General features: G+C 47.0%; 14 protein-coding genes and 2 pseudogenes. 11 read left to right on the top strand and 5 right to left on the bottom strand.

Going from position 1 to position 14,173, the window contains the following annotated elements:
- Positions 1–106: 106 nt before the first annotated feature.
- Positions 107–1,227: pseudogene (locus BV455_RS00575) on the bottom strand (MFS transporter).
- Positions 1,228–1,364: 137 nt separating this feature from the next.
- Here BV455_RS00575 and BV455_RS00570 point away from each other — a divergent pair.
- Positions 1,365–1,544: pseudogene (locus tag BV455_RS00570) on the top strand (MDR family MFS transporter); the annotation flags it as partial.
- Between the two features lie 125 nt (positions 1,545–1,669).
- Positions 1,670–2,878, top strand: a complete 1,209-nt coding sequence (ilvA, locus tag BV455_RS00565) for a threonine ammonia-lyase (RefSeq protein WP_017437431.1) — start codon at positions 1,670–1,672, stop codon at positions 2,876–2,878.
- Positions 2,879–2,921: 43 nt separating this feature from the next.
- Here the strand turns inward: ilvA and BV455_RS00560 are convergent, their stop codons facing one another.
- The 3 genes from BV455_RS00560 to BV455_RS00555 all read right to left on the bottom strand — a co-directional run bounded on the left by BV455_RS00560 (position 2,922) and on the right by BV455_RS00555 (position 3,829).
- A complete protein-coding gene (locus BV455_RS00560) occupies positions 2,922–3,173 on the bottom strand; it encodes a DUF6154 family protein (RefSeq protein WP_017437432.1) in 252 nt (83 codons plus the stop codon).
- A 267-nt stretch (positions 3,174–3,440) separates the two neighbouring features.
- Positions 3,441–3,575, bottom strand: a complete 135-nt coding sequence (locus BV455_RS20595; protein WP_017437433.1) for a hypothetical protein — start codon at positions 3,573–3,575, stop codon at positions 3,441–3,443.
- A 5-nt stretch (positions 3,576–3,580) separates the two neighbouring features.
- Complete coding sequence (locus BV455_RS00555) at positions 3,581–3,829, bottom strand: hypothetical protein (protein WP_017437434.1); 249 nt, start codon at positions 3,827–3,829, stop codon at positions 3,581–3,583.
- Between the two features lie 147 nt (positions 3,830–3,976).
- Between BV455_RS00555 and BV455_RS00550 the strand changes: the two genes are divergently transcribed.
- Positions 3,977–4,735 carry an alpha/beta hydrolase gene (locus tag BV455_RS00550; protein ID WP_017437435.1) on the top strand — a complete coding sequence of 253 codons (759 nt, stop codon included), beginning with the start codon at positions 3,977–3,979 and terminating at the stop codon, positions 4,733–4,735.
- A 123-nt stretch (positions 4,736–4,858) separates the two neighbouring features.
- Here BV455_RS00550 and BV455_RS00545 read toward each other — a convergent pair whose 3' ends face one another.
- Positions 4,859–5,404 (bottom strand): flavodoxin family protein, encoded by a 546-nt coding sequence (locus BV455_RS00545; RefSeq protein WP_061579335.1) that lies wholly within the window; start codon positions 5,402–5,404, stop codon positions 4,859–4,861.
- Positions 5,405–5,548: 144 nt separating this feature from the next.
- On the opposite strand from BV455_RS00545, the gene BV455_RS00540 reads away from it, so the two are divergent.
- From BV455_RS00540 to BV455_RS00510, 8 genes are all read left to right on the top strand, one after another.
- On the top strand, positions 5,549–6,199 hold the full coding sequence (locus BV455_RS00540; protein ID WP_017437437.1) for a TetR/AcrR family transcriptional regulator: 651 nt from the start codon (positions 5,549–5,551) through the stop codon (positions 6,197–6,199).
- Between the two features lie 134 nt (positions 6,200–6,333).
- Positions 6,334–7,476: an acyl-CoA dehydrogenase gene (locus tag BV455_RS00535; protein WP_017437438.1), complete on the top strand. Its 1,143-nt coding sequence runs from the start codon at positions 6,334–6,336 to the stop codon at positions 7,474–7,476.
- Between the two features lie 59 nt (positions 7,477–7,535).
- Positions 7,536–9,170: an AMP-binding protein gene (locus BV455_RS00530; RefSeq protein WP_017437439.1), complete on the top strand. Its 1,635-nt coding sequence runs from the start codon at positions 7,536–7,538 to the stop codon at positions 9,168–9,170.
- 86 nt (positions 9,171–9,256) lie between these two features.
- Positions 9,257–10,609, top strand: a complete 1,353-nt coding sequence (accC, locus tag BV455_RS00525) for an acetyl-CoA carboxylase biotin carboxylase subunit (protein WP_042409494.1) — start codon at positions 9,257–9,259, stop codon at positions 10,607–10,609.
- Between the two features lie 21 nt (positions 10,610–10,630).
- Positions 10,631–10,843, top strand: coding sequence for an acetyl-CoA carboxylase biotin carboxyl carrier protein subunit (locus tag BV455_RS20170; RefSeq protein WP_017437441.1), 213 nt, complete (start codon positions 10,631–10,633; stop codon positions 10,841–10,843).
- Between the two features lie 12 nt (positions 10,844–10,855).
- Positions 10,856–11,755 (top strand): hydroxymethylglutaryl-CoA lyase, encoded by a 900-nt coding sequence (locus BV455_RS00520; RefSeq protein ID WP_017437442.1) that lies wholly within the window; start codon positions 10,856–10,858, stop codon positions 11,753–11,755.
- A 16-nt stretch (positions 11,756–11,771) separates the two neighbouring features.
- Positions 11,772–12,554, top strand: a complete 783-nt coding sequence (locus tag BV455_RS00515; protein ID WP_061579336.1) for an enoyl-CoA hydratase — start codon at positions 11,772–11,774, stop codon at positions 12,552–12,554.
- Between the two features lie 12 nt (positions 12,555–12,566).
- On the top strand, positions 12,567–14,129 hold the full coding sequence (locus BV455_RS00510) for an acyl-CoA carboxylase subunit beta (protein ID WP_061579337.1): 1,563 nt from the start codon (positions 12,567–12,569) through the stop codon (positions 14,127–14,129).
- Positions 14,130–14,173: the final 44 nt, after the last annotated feature.

Here is a 14,173-nt window from a genome sequence, read left to right as displayed (position 1 = left end):
AAAAAAATATTTTATCATTCAACATTATACAAAAATAGTATGAATATTTATAATTTTTATTAAAATATTTTCTAAATAAACAATTTAAAAAGGGGAAAGATTTCCCCTAAGATAATGTACGGCGCATCTCATTTGATTGTTTGGAAAATAGGTAGTAAAGAACGAGTGCGCAAATAGATAAGCCAATGCCAAAAAGATAAGGAAGTTCGATCATTTTCGTAAACATCCAACCGGCAACTACCGGGCCGACAATGCGCCCGAGTGAGTCAAAGGAAGAGAGAAGCCCGGTGGCGCGCCCTTGGCCGCTTGGCGCGTGTTTCGTGACAAGCGCCGATACACAAGGGCGGATGACGCCGTTGCCGACGCCAAATACCGATAAAAAGACGGCAGCGGTCAGAAAATTACGAACAAGTAAAATCAAGGCAAATCCGATGGCAGATACGATAATGCCGCCTTGAATGACGCGGCCTTCACCGAATTTGCGAATCAATTTGCCGATAAGTCCCCCTTGGACAACAGCACTCGCAAGGCCCATAATCATAAAAATGTACCCTAGCTGTGCAGAATATAATCCGGCGCGTTTGGCGGCAAAGTAAGCGAAGGTCGCTTCCAGCCCGGCGAGCGAAAACGTAATGAACCATTGCAGCAAATATAAAAACAAGAGAGGTCCTTTGAGCATATGCCACATTGGTTCTTTCGTTTTTGAACCAGACGATTGTTTTTCTTTTGATAATGATTCTTTTAAAAACAGCAGGACAAAACAGGCGGTGATGGCGGAAAGACAGCCTGAAATAAAGAAAGGGGTATGTAAATTCATTTTTGAAAAAATGCCGCCAATTGCCGGGCCGAAAATAAACCCAAGTCCCGTAGCCGCGCCGATCGCTCCCATCGCTTTTCCGCGTTCCTGCGACGTGGTGACGTCAGCCGCATAAGCCATTGCCGTAGGCATCGTAGCTGCTGACAGTATTCCGCCGATAATGCGGGCGATAAACAGCATGGCAAGCGTTTTAGCGATAGCAAACAAAAAGAAAGAAAGAGATAGACCGGCGATGCCGATGAATAAAATCGGCTTGCGTCCGTAGCGGTCCGACATCTGCCCCAAAACGGGGCAAACAACAATTGCATTAGGGAGTAAATCGCCATAAGCAGCCCTAACTGTGTCGGAGTCGCCCCGATGTCTTCGGCTAAAAAGGGGAGTACAGGGATGATAATTCCAAATCCTGACATCACTAAAAACATGATAGCAAATAAAAGGGGAAGAAATCGATTCTTTTCCATATTATTCCCTCCGGAAGTTCGTTCCTTTTCTATCATAATGAAGTTCGGAAAGATTTGCAAAATATATATGCACTAGGAGGAAACATATGCGAAACATTCTTTCACTACATCCAATCAGCTTACATATTATCATCGGCACGCTGTTTGCAAAGACAGCGACGTTTATGACGATTCCGTTTTTGTCGATTTATTTAACCAAGGTGAAAGGAATCAGTCCTGTGGAGGCTGGGGCCATTATTGGGATTAGCGCCTTTGTTAGTTTATTTTATACGCTTTTCACTTAATGAAGGGAAAAAAGCGCTATATGCAGTATAGTTTGTAGCACTGCTCATTTTTCTTATATAATGATTAGTGTGATAGCTGAAATGAAAATAGTTAGGTGATGAAAACGATGCTAACGTTAAATGATGTGCTAGAAGCAAGAGAGAAAATGAAAGGAGTTGTTCATCAAACCCCGCTCGAGCATTCGCAAACGTTTAGCAATTTATCCGGCAATAATGTATATATGAAATTGGAAAACTTGCAAAAAACCGGTTCGTTTAAAGTGCGAGGCTCGTTTAATAAAATTATGTCGTTAACAGAAGAAGAACGAAAACGTGGGGTGATTGCCGCATCGGCAGGAAACCATGCCCAAGGGGTCGCCTACTCCAGCGGCATGATCGGCATCCCGTGCACGATTGTCATGCCGAAAGGGGCGCCGTTAAGCAAGGTCGAAGCGACAAAAGGATACGGCGCAGAAGTGATTTTGCATGGCGATGTGTTTGACGAATCGCTTGAGTATGCGCTTGAACTGCAGCGGCAGCGCGGTATGACGTTTGTCCATCCGTTTGACGATTTGGCAGTGATGGCAGGGCAAGGAACGATCGGCTTGGAAATTCTCGAGCAGCTTCCGGATGTTGATGTTGTCCTGTGCCCGGTTGGTGGCGGCGGTCTGCTTTCAGGATTGGCGTTTACATTAAAACAGTTAAAACCGTCGATCAAAGTGTATGGCGTCGAATCAGCGGCCTGTCCGGGAATGACGGCAGCCCTTCGCCATAAAAAGCCGGTGGTGATTGCCTCCTCGGATACGATTGCTGATGGGATTGCGGTGAAGAAGCCAGGAAATATCACGTACCAATATATTGAGAAATACGTAGATGGCGTCGTTTGCGTCGAAGAAGCGGAAATTTCGCGGACAATGTTATATTTGCTGGAGCGGAACAAGTTGTTAGTCGAGGGGTCGGCGGCGTGTCCGCTGGCAGCGCTGTTGTATCAAAAGCTTCCATTTACCGGAAAAAAAGTCGTCGTCATATTAAGCGGAGGCAATGTCGATGTTACCCTTATTTCGCGCATTATTGAACGTGGTCTTGTCGAATCCGGAAGGTTTGTCACGTTTACGACCGTCATTTCCGACAAACCGGGCCAGCTCAATAAATTATTGCGCATTATTGCCGAATTAGAAGCAAACGTCATGTCCATTCACCATCAGCGCATTGGGGCAAAAGTATTGCCGGGACAGGCGGAAATTCATTTTTCGCTCGAAACAAAAAATCAAGATCATATTCATCAAATTCACCAAGTGTTGTTAAAAGAAGGATATGACGTCGAGTTTTTTCAATAACACCGCCTCAAGGATGGCGTAGTCACGCCATCCCTTATTGTTTTCAGTGAACGTTCGGCATATCTCGTAGTTTGGTTTGTCCGATTCCATCATGCGCCATTTTCGCTTTTAGGCTTTCGAGAATGTAAAGCCCCATCATCCCCATTAATTCCTCATCGGTCATTTCTTCAATGAGCTGCATCAAATCGTTGCGATCGAGCTCTTCCAAAATCGACATCGTCATCGCTTCCGCATCTTCTTCATCACCTGTGAGTCGGTTTTTATAGTATTCGTATAGCTCGTCGACAAATTTCATTCATTTTTCCTCCATCTGTTTCGTTTATCATCAGTTTACATAAATTTATGTATATGATGATTGTCTGCTTTTAGTTAAATATAGCTCGAATCCATGAAAGATCGTAAATGCAAGACGAAGGGAAAACGTTATGCTTATTTTTACAATAATTCAAAGGCAGGCAGCATTTACAAACATCTTGGTTTTCGCGATATCGGTACATGAACGATGTATCGCTAGAAAAGGGTGGGCCTACTTTGACTTGGGAAGTAGGCCCACCTTTCATGATTATTGCCCGTCCGCTCCGTTTGGCGTGACGCGGCGAATATGTTGGTCGCCTTGTTCTCTCATTGCTTTTGCCTTGCCGTTAACAAGTTGTTTTTGGTCGACCAATGATGATGGAGTTTGTTTTTTGTTTGCCATATTGGTCACCTCATTTGTGAAGATTTTGCACGCTGAATAAACATTTCCGCATCTTCAATGAGCCCGCATGTGCCGCATTGGACGCGGTAGCTTGGGCCGCGATACGGAAGATGGAACGGTTCTAACGCCTCGTTCGTATATTCTTGTTCAATTTCGCCTGTTTGTGGGTTGAGCTTTACTGCTCGCGGATGTTGCTCGATTAAATGGAAACGGGTTCGATTTGTTTTGCAGTTCGGACATAACATCGGTTCCAAAAGAAGCCACCTCCATCTTTATGTTTTGGAAAAACCGTCATGATTATGTATAAAATTGTAGAAACCGCCTATATGTCATAGAGGAATCGCATACAAATATAGCGAACAATAGTATTTATAGAGAAAATCAGGAGGGAGAGGGGCAAGGTGCAAAGAGCGATTACATTGACTCATCGTGGCATGACGCTGCGCGGGATGGAACATATCCCGGAAAAAGCGCTGGATGAAAAGATCCCTGCCGTTATTTTGTTTCACGGATTTACCGGTACGAAGCTAGAACCGCACCGTTTGTTTTTAAAAATATCACGTGCACTTGAGAAGAAAGGAATCGCCAGCTTCCGCTTCGACTTTTTAGGCAGCGGGGAAAGCGACGGCGACTTTGAAGAGATGACCGTATCTAAAGAAATAGAGGAAGCGCATGCGATTGTCGACTTTGTCAAACGCGATGCGCGCATTAATCCATCGCGCATTTGTTTGCTCGGCCTCAGCATGGGCGGGCTTGTTGCCAGTGTCGTTGCCGGCGAAAGACCGAACGATGTCGCCAAATTAATTCTTATGGCGCCGGCAGGAAACATGTACGAGCTGATCGTGGAGACGATTCGGCAAGGAAATATCGATGCGACCGCTCCTTATTTTGATCACGGGGGAAACTTAGTTGGACGCGCGTTTTTAGAGGATTTACAAACGATCAACGTATTTGAGCGGGCCAAGCCGTACGACGGCCCTGTGCTGCTTATTCATGGAACGAAGGATGATGTCGTACCGTACCGCGTCAGCCATCTGTATAAGCAGTTATGTTACGGCAGCCGCGCCACCATCCATTTGATTGAAGGAGCCAACCATACGTTTGACGGTCATCGTTGGGAAACAGAAGTGATTGAGACGATTCTCGAGTTTGTTTCATAAGGGGGACGAGACGTTGGGGAAGTTTGGCACGTTCAAGCATGAAAAAGACGTGCCGCGCAGCGAAGCAATTAATAACGTATGAGGGATGAAGAAAAAATTCCTCCGCTGAAAACGGAGGAATTTTTAAAGAGCTTGAAAAAAAGCATTCCAGTATTTCGCTTGACTGATAGCTCGTTTGTCGTGCAAAACGTCTCCAGGAGCGTTTCCTTCTCCGATCACATAGCCGATGTATTCCAGACCGATAAATTGGAAGATGTACTGAAACTGTTGAATGAGCGGAAGACCTTTTATATACGGATCGTCACCGCCGCAAATCACGACAAAGCCTTTTTTCTTTTTCATTTCTTCTTTAAAAGAAAATCGTGTATCCCGTAAACTTTGTGACCAGCGATCGATAAATTGTTTCATATGCCCGCTCATTCCATACCAATAGATGGGAGTCGCAAAAACAAGAACATCATGTTGGCGAACGAGCTCCATCATTTGATCATAATCATCGTCAACTTTCGTAAACCCTGCCGGATCGTGGCGTTTGTCAACAATCGGCTGAATATGAAAGTCTCTAAGATGAACGTGGATACAAGAGATTCCTTCCAACATCATGTTTGTAAGCTGTTCCGTATTTCCGTTTTCTCTTGAACTGCCATTTAACACTAATATTTTTGCCATCGTATCGTTCCTTTCTTTTTCGTTACATGATTGATGATAAACGATAGTTGACAATTCCGGCAACCATTCCGTATTTTATAATTAAACAAAAAATATTTTATTTTTCAGAAAATAGTGGTAATATAAAAGCAAAGGAGATTTTTCATGGCAGAAAAACCGCTAAAAGACCGAATTATTGACACTGCTCTTCGCCTCTTTGAAAAATATGGGTATCACGGCGTGACCGTTGACCGCATTGTGACGGAAAGCGATACGTCAAAAGGCGGCTTTTACCATAACTTTAAGTCAAAAGACGAGCTGCTTTATCACATTCATGACGTATTTATTACGTATGTCTTGAATAAGGCGCAGGAAGCGTATGAAAACTACAAAACCCCGACAGAGCGCTTATATGCCATTATCCAGTCATTTGTTAAAGTGTTTCATTTATATAAGCCTCATATTACTGTTTTTTATCAGGAAAGCACATATTTAAAGCCGGAATACTCGGAAAAGATCAACCGAAAACGTGATGAATTCAAACAAGTCATTTTTCGCGTCATCCGCGAGGGGATCGAAGCAGGGGAATTCCGTCCCGAACTATCTGTTGAAATTACTGGCATGTCGATTATCGGCATGGTCAACTGGACGTATAAATGGTATAACCCAGAAGGCCCGCTTACGATCGAGCAAATCGCGAAATATTTTGCTGATTTTATTTTGCATGCCGTGCTGAGGGAAGAAATGAAGGAAAAACCGTCCATTTCTCGATTTTTGCTTCCGTCTTTGTTTCATTCGTTTTCGAAGGAGAAATAATGTGTGTGTTTGTAAAGAAACCAACTAGTCGGTCTAAATAGAAACAGAGGCAGTTGTCATCTGTTTCTATTGCTAACGATTAAAACCGACTAGTCGGTTTTAAGATAAATGATAAATCTAATGGGGGAGAGAGAATGAATTTCGAATTAACAAAAGAGCAGCAGATGATTAAAGAGATGGTTCGTGACTTTGCCGAGAAGGAAATTGCGCCATACGCGGCGAAATGGGATGAAGAAGCGTATTTTCCTGTTGAAGTGTTTAAAAAGATGGGCGAATTAGGGCTTTTAGGCATCCCGTTTCCAGAAAAGTATGGCGGTTCGGGCGGAGATACGATTTCCTATGCCATCGCTGTCGAAGAAATCGGCCGTGCTTGCGGCGGCACCGGATTAAGCTATGCTGCTGCCGTTTCCTTAGGCGCAAGCCCGATTTATTATTTCGGCACGGAAGAACAAAAGCAAAAGTGGCTTGTTCCGATGGCGAAAGGAGAAACGTTGGGAGCGTTTGGCTTGACCGAACCAAACGCTGGATCTGATGCAGGCGGCACACGCACTACAGCGGTATTGGATGGAGATGAATATGTGATTAACGGCGAAAAGTGCTGGATTACCAATGCCCAATATTCCAGACAGGTGATTGTCACGGCGGTAACGGGAAAAGATGAACGCGGCAAAAATATTATTTCCGCCATTATCGTTCCAACGGATACGCCAGGGTTTACGATTCGCTCGAACTACGACAAAATGGGCGTCCGCGCTTCCAATACGTGTGAGCTTGTGTTTGAAAACGTCCGCGTGCCGAAAGAAAACGTACTTGGCGATCCGAAAAAAGGGTTTAAACAGTTTTTATACACGCTTGATGGCGGCCGCATTTCCATTGCTGCATTGGCGGTTGGCATTGCCCAAGCGGCATTTGAGAAAGCGCTTCAATACGCAAAAGAGCGTGTCCAATTTGGTCAGACTATTTCAAAATTTCAAGCGATCCAGTTTAAGCTTGCCGATATGGCGATGGAAATTGAACTCGCCCGCAATATGGTGTATAAAGCGGCATGGCTCAAGGATCAAGGCAAACCGTTCACAAAAGAAGCATCGTTCGCGAAACTGTTTGCTTCGGAAATGGGCTTTCGCGTTTGCAACCAGGCGATTCAAATTCACGGCGGCTATGGCTATATGAAAGAGTATGAAGTCGAGCGCCATTTGCGCGACATTAAACTAATGGAAATCGGGGAAGGCACGTCCGAAATTCAACGTCTGGTCATCGCTCGTCAACTTGGATGCTAAATACCGGGAAATGCGCATATAGCTAGAAATGAATCTGGACAAAGGGGAGGAGACGGTTTATGTTGACGGTCACGGTGGGGAAGCTGCTGGAGGAAAAAGCGAGGTTGCATCCGGATCATGAGGCGGTTGTGTATGCAGACCGCGGCCTACGGATGACGTATAGGCAATTTAATGACTATTGCCGTCTAGTGGCGCGCGGGTTGATGCGGCTTGGCATTGAAAAAGGGGAAAATGTGTCGATTTGGGCAACCAATGTGCCGGAATGGATCGCTTGTCAATTTGCGACCGGAAAAATGGGAGCAGTGCTTGTTACTGTCAATACAAACTACCGCGCCGCAGAATTAGAGTATTTATTAAAACAATCCGATTCGACGACGCTCTTTTTAATCGAACAATATCGCGGTTCTTCTTACGTGGATATTGTTTACGAGATTGTTCCGGAGCTGCGCACATGCGAGCCTGGAAAGCTTCAGTCCAAGCGTTTGCCAAAATTGAAAAATGTCGTGTTCATTGGGGAGAAACGCTATCCGGGGATGTTTACATGGAACGACATTCTTGCGATGGCGCATGATGTGCCGGAAGAACAGCTTGATGAACGGATGAACTCGCTCGATCCGCATGATGTCATCAACATGCAGTACACCTCGGGAACGACGGGATTCCCGAAAGGCGTGATGCTCACCCACTACAATATTGTCAACAATGCCTATAATGTTGCGCAGTGCATGAAGCTCACCAAAAGTGACCGCCTCTGCATCCCAGTGCCGTTCTTCCATTGCTTCGGCTGCGTGATGAGCACGTTGGCATGCGCTACGGTCGGGGCAACGATGGTGCCGGTGCAGGAATTTAACCCGAAACAAGTGCTGCAAACCGTGCAAGCGGAAAGATGCACGGCCTTGCATGGGGTGCCGACGATGTTTATTGCCGAATTAAACGATCCTGATTTTGAAAAATATGATTTATCAACGCTTCGCAAGGGAATTATGGCCGGCTCTCCTTGCCCGATTGAAGTGATGAAAGCGGTCATCGAGAAAATGGGAATAAAAGAGATTACGATTGCTTATGGTCAGACAGAATCATCGCCGGTGATCACACAGACAAGAACGGATGACCCGATTCACTTGCGCGTGGAAACGGTCGGTCGTGCGCTGCCAAATGTCGAAGTGAAAATCGTCGAGCCTGGGACAAATAAAGAAGTGCCGCCAGGTGTGCAAGGGGAATTATGCACGCGCGGTTACCACGTGATGAAAGGCTATTACAACAATCCAGATGCAACGAAAGAAGTGATTGATGAAGATGGATGGCTGCATACCGGCGATTTAGCGGTGATGGATGAAAACGGATATTGCCGGATCACAGGACGTTTAAAAGACATGATTATTCGCGGCGGCGAAAATATTTACCCGCGTGAAATTGAAGAATTTTTATACAAACATCCAAAAATTTTGGATGTTCAAGTCGTCGGCGTGCCGGATGAAAAATATGGAGAAGAAGTGATGGCGTGGATTATTTTGAAAGAAGGACAGACGGCAACTGCAGAAGAAATTCGCGAGTTTTGCCGCGGGAAAATCTCGCGCCATAAAATCCCGCGCTATATCGAATTTATCGACTCGTATCCGATGACAGCCTCCGGAAAAATACAGAAATTTAAATTGCGCGAAATGGCGAAACAGCGTCTCAGATTGACGAACTAAAACAATTGTCTGGCGAAGCGGCGCGTTATTTCGCCGTCCCGCTTCGCAATAAAACGAAACTAACTAAGGAGACAAAGGGTGATGGGATGTTTGCAAAAATATTGATCGCCAACCGCGGGGAGATTGCGGTAAGGGTGATTCGCACGTGCAAAAAGTTAGGGATTCAAACGGTGGCGATCTATTCGGAAGCGGATGCTGACTCGCTTCACGTCAAGCTGGCGGATGAGGCACATTTGATCGGAAAGCCACGCGTAAGCGAAAGCTATTTAAATATCGAGAAAATTATTGAAGTGGCGAAAGCGACAAAAGCGGAAGCCATCCATCCGGGCTACGGATTGTTATCGGAAAATCCGCAATTCGCCCGCCGCTGCGAAGAAGAAGGCATCGTCTTTATCGGGCCGAAAGCGGATGTGATCGCAAAAATGGGAAGCAAAATTGAAGCGAGAAAAACGATGGAAACGGCCGGAGTGCCGATCGTACCCGGCATCGCCTTTCCGCTTCAAGATGTCGAGGAAGCGGTAAAAACCGCTGAAGCGATCGGCTATCCGATTATGTTAAAGGCTTCGGCGGGAGGCGGCGGCATCGGCATGCAAATCGTGCGCGATGAAGACGAGCTGCGCAAAGCGTTTGCCGGCAATCAAAAGCGGGCCGCTTCATTCTTCGGCGACGGGGCGATGTATTTAGAGAAATATATCGCCAATCCACGTCATATTGAGATTCAGCTTCTCGCCGACAAACATGGGAACTGCATTTATTTGTGGGAGCGGGAATGTTCGATTCAGCGCCGCCACCAAAAAGTCGTCGAAGAGGCACCATCGCCGTTTTTAGATGAAAAAACGCGGCGGAAAATGGGGGAAGCCGCTGTCAAGGCTGCCAAACATATCGGCTATACGAACGCCGGAACGATTGAATTTTTAGTCGATGAACAGAAAAACTTTTATTTTCTTGAAATGAATACGAGACTGCAAGTGGAACACCCGGTTACCGAAGAAATTACCGGACTCGATTTAGTTGAAGAACAGCTGCGCGTCGCCGCCGGTGAGCCGCTTCGCTATCGGCAGGAACATATCCGCCGCGACGGCCATGCGATCGAAGTGCGCATCTATGCGGAAGATCCGAAAACATTTTTGCCGTCGCCAGGGAAAATCACGGTCTTCGGGCTGCCACAAGGGGAATACGTGCGCAATGAAACGGCGGTGCAAAGCGGCATGACGGTCACGCCGTTTTACGATCCCATGATTGCCAAACTCATTACGAAAGGCAACGACCGCCAAGAAGCGATCAAACGCATGCTTGCAGCGCTAGAAAATTATCAAATTGAAGGAATTAAAACAAACATTCCAATGCTAAAAGAGGTGCTTTCCCACCCTGCGTTCCAAGCAGGAGATACAACCACTAACTTCGTCGAAAAACATTTGCAAACCACAACGACAAAATAGAAGAAATGGAGGAAGAAAACGATGAGTCAAGTAGTTGCATCAATGGCAGGAAGTGTGTGGAAAATTGTTGTAGCGGTAGGGGACCAAGTTGAAGAAGGGCAAGATGTGATCATTTTAGAGTCCATGAAAATGGAAATCCCGATTGCGGCGGAGTCTTCGGGAGTTGTCAAACAAATCAATGTACAAGAAGGGGACTTTGTGAACGAGGGCGACGTGCTGCTCGAATTAGAATAAGAGGTGAGAGAAATGGGCAAATGGCCAACACATGTCACCATAAAAGAAGTCGGCCCGCGCGACGGACTGCAGAATGAAAAAGCACAAATCGCCACCGAAGATAAAATTGCCTGGATTAATCAACTGTCGAAAACAGGTTTAACGTATATTGAGATTACTTCTTTTGTCCACCCAAAATGGATTCCGCAGCTTGCCGATGCGTTGGAAGTAGCGACGAGAATTGAACGGGTGCCAGGCGTGACGTACGCCGCGCTCGTTCCGAACCAAAAAGGATTGGAAAAAGCGCTGGCCGCGCAGGTAGATGAAGTTGCCGTCTTTATGTCCGCGAGTGAAACGCATAACCGTAAAAACATCAACAAATCGATCGCGGAAACGTTTCCGGTGTTAGAAGAAGTGGTGAAAATGGCCAAACAAGAAGGAAAAGCGGTGCGCGGCTATGTATCGACGGTATTCGGCTGCCCATATGAAGGAAACGTTTCGATCGAACAAGTGATTCGCGTTTCAGAACGATTGTTTGCTATGGGAATTGATGAGCTTTCGTTAGGAGATACGATTGGAATCGCCACGCCGAAGCAAGTGCAAGAAGTGCTGGAAGCTGTCTTGCAACGCTTTCCAAAGGAAAAGCTGGCCATGCATTTTCATGACACGAGGGGGACGGCTTTAGCGAATATTCTCGTTTCGTTGGAAATGGGGATTACAACATTTGACAGTTCGCTTGGCGGATTAGGAGGCTGCCCGTACGCGCCAGGCGCGTCGGGGAATGTGGCGACAGACGATTTAGTCTATATGCTTCATGGCATGGATATTGCTACAGGCATCGATGTCAAACAGCTGACAGAAGCGGCGCTGTTTATTCGCGATAAAATCGGGCGTCCGCTTTCTAGCCGGTACTTACAAACCATTGCTCGGTAATCAAAGGGGGAATACGATGTCATCATTCGTTTCATACGAGTTTCAGGAAAATGGTATTGCAATAGTGACGTTAAATAGACCGGAAACGGCGAACGCGCTGTCGACCTCGCTCTTAAACGAGCTGTCCGAGCTTCTTGGCGATCTTGCTTTCCGGAAGGACATTCGCGTTGTCATTGTGACCGGGGCGGGGGAAAAAGTCTTTTGCGCTGGAGCCGATTTAAAAGAACGCGCCGGCATGAATGAAACGGAAGTACGGAAAACGGTCGCCCTCATTCGCGAGACGATCAACCAGGTAGAACAGCTGCCGCAGCCCGTCATCGCTGTCCTAAATGGCTCGGCGTTTGGAGGCGGTCTGGAGCTCGCTCTTGCCTGCGATATTCGCGTGGCAGTAGACACGGCGCAACTGGGGCTTACGGAAACGTCTTTAGGAATCATTCCTGGCGCAGGTGGAACACAGCGGCTTCCGCGTCTCATCGGAAAAGGAAAGGCGAAAGAATTGATTTTTACCGCTAAGCGCATTACCGCCCAAGAAGCGGCACAAATCGGCCTTGTCGAATACGTGGTGCCACGCGCGCAATTAATGGAGAAAGCGCTCGAAATTGCTGGGCAAATCGCCGCCAACGCGCCAATCGCCGTAAGGCAGGCGAAACTTGCGGTGAACCGCGGCTTGGATGTCGATTTGGCGACCGGGTTGCGTCTCGAGCAAATGGCATATGAAGTAACCATTCCAACAAAGGACCGTCTTGAAGGATTGCAGGCGTTTAAAGAAAAACGAAAACCGGTCTACAAAGGGGAATAGGAGGAAGACAGCATGGGAATGAACGATGTTGCGAAAAAACAAAATGCAGTGCTGACAGAGCAATTGCAGGAGCGAATCCGACAAATTGAACAAGGCGGAGCGCCAAAATACCACGAAAAAAACGCGGCGCAAGGAAAGCTGTTTGTCCGCGACCGCTTAAAATTGCTATTGGATAACGGGCTCGAATTTGAAGATGCACTATTTGCCAACTGTCTTGCCGATGGGCTTCCAGCCGACGGCGTTGTGACCGGGGTAGGAAAAATCAACGGACAGACTGTTTGCGTGATGGCCAATGATTCGACGGTGAAAGCGGGTTCCTGGGGAGCGCGGACGGTGGAAAAAATCATCCGCATTCAAGAAACGGCGGAAAAGCTGCGTTGCCCGATTCTTTATTTAGTCGACTCGGCCGGTGCACGCATCACGGACCAAATTGAAATGTTTCCAGGTCGGCGTGGTGCAGGAAGAATTTTTTATAACCAAGTGAAATTATCAGGAAAAGTGCCGCAAGTCTGTCTCCTGTTTGGGCCGTCTGCGGCCGGGGGCGCGTATATTCCGGCGTTTTGCGATATTGTCATTATGGTTGAAGGGAATGCGTCAATGTATTTAGGATCCCCGCGCATGGCGGAGATGGTGATTGGGGAAAAAGTGACGCTCGAAGAGATGGGCGGCGCCCGCATGCATTGCACCGTTTCCGGCTGCGGCGATGTGCTTGTGAAAACGGAGGAAGAGGCGATCGCCTATGCCCGCCGCTATTTATCCTACTTTCCGGCTAATTACAGCGAAAAGCCGCCAGTTACGGAAGCCAAGCCGCCAAAAGCCTTCGAAAAAACGATTGAAGATATTCTTCCGGCGAACCAAAACGCCCCATTTAACATGTACGATTTGATTGAGCGCGTGATCGACGAAGGGTCATTTTGCGAAATTAAGAAGTTATTTGCGCCAGAGATTATTACCGGACTGGCGCGCTTAAACGGCCAACCGATCGGTATTATCGCCAATCAGCCGCGCGTCAAAGGAGGGGTGCTGTTCCACGATTCTGCCGACAAAGCGGCCAAATTTATCACTCTTTGCGATGCGTTTAACATTCCGCTTCTCTTTTTAGCCGACATACCAGGTTTTATGATTGGTACGAAGGTCGAGCGCGCGGGCATTATCCGTCACGGAGCGAAAATGATCTCGGCGATGTCGGAAGCGACCGTGCCAAAAATCTCGATCATCGTGCGCAAGGCATACGGCGCCGGGCTGTATGCGATGGCGGGACCGGCGTTTGAGCCGGATTGTTGCTTGGCGTTTCCAAACGCACAAATCGCCGTCATGGGGCCGGAAGCAGCGGTCAATGCGGTGTATGCGAATAAAATTGCCGAATTGCCGGAGGAAGAGCGCGCAGCCTTTGTCGAGCAAAAACGTGAAGAATACCGGCGCGATATCGATATCTACCGGCTTGCATCGGAAATGGTCGTAGACGGCATTATTGCTCCAAACCAGTTGCGCGATGAGCTGATCCGCCGTTTTGACGCCTATATGTCCAAATATATGACGTTTTCGGAAAGAAAGCATGGCGTCTACCCGGTATAATGAAAGAATAGGCTGAACGAAAAGCATTAAACCTGTCACAATAA

Origin of the sequence: Parageobacillus caldoxylosilyticus, from assembly GCF_019272935.1 — a bacterium.
Classification (GTDB): domain Bacteria; phylum Bacillota; class Bacilli; order Bacillales; family Anoxybacillaceae; genus Saccharococcus; species Saccharococcus caldoxylosilyticus.
The sequence above is the reverse complement of the archived record's forward strand: the minus strand, read 5'-3'. Positions and strand labels throughout refer to the sequence as shown.

What these genes read in the sequence shown, in the direction of transcription:
- ilvA (WP_017437431.1), top strand. Translation starts at nt 1,670, where the DNA reads ATGCTAACGTTAAATGATGTGCTAGAAGCAAGAGAGAAAATGAAAGGA.
- BV455_RS00560 (WP_017437432.1), bottom strand. Translation starts at nt 3,173, where the DNA reads ATGAAATTTGTCGACGAGCTATACGAATACTATAAAAACCGACTCACA.
- BV455_RS20595 (WP_017437433.1), bottom strand. Translation starts at nt 3,575, where the DNA reads ATGGCAAACAAAAAACAAACTCCATCATCATTGGTCGACCAAAAACAA.
- BV455_RS00545 (WP_061579335.1), bottom strand. Translation starts at nt 5,404, where the DNA reads ATGGCAAAAATATTAGTGTTAAATGGCAGTTCAAGAGAAAACGGAAAT.
- BV455_RS00540 (WP_017437437.1), top strand. Translation starts at nt 5,549, where the DNA reads ATGGCAGAAAAACCGCTAAAAGACCGAATTATTGACACTGCTCTTCGC.
- BV455_RS00535 (WP_017437438.1), top strand. Translation starts at nt 6,334, where the DNA reads ATGAATTTCGAATTAACAAAAGAGCAGCAGATGATTAAAGAGATGGTT.
- BV455_RS00530 (WP_017437439.1), top strand. Translation starts at nt 7,536, where the DNA reads ATGTTGACGGTCACGGTGGGGAAGCTGCTGGAGGAAAAAGCGAGGTTG.
- accC (WP_042409494.1), top strand. Translation starts at nt 9,257, where the DNA reads ATGTTTGCAAAAATATTGATCGCCAACCGCGGGGAGATTGCGGTAAGG.
- BV455_RS20170 (WP_017437441.1), top strand. Translation starts at nt 10,631, where the DNA reads ATGAGTCAAGTAGTTGCATCAATGGCAGGAAGTGTGTGGAAAATTGTT.
- BV455_RS00520 (WP_017437442.1), top strand. Translation starts at nt 10,856, where the DNA reads ATGGGCAAATGGCCAACACATGTCACCATAAAAGAAGTCGGCCCGCGC.
- BV455_RS00515 (WP_061579336.1), top strand. Translation starts at nt 11,772, where the DNA reads ATGTCATCATTCGTTTCATACGAGTTTCAGGAAAATGGTATTGCAATA.
- BV455_RS00510 (WP_061579337.1), top strand. Translation starts at nt 12,567, where the DNA reads ATGGGAATGAACGATGTTGCGAAAAAACAAAATGCAGTGCTGACAGAG.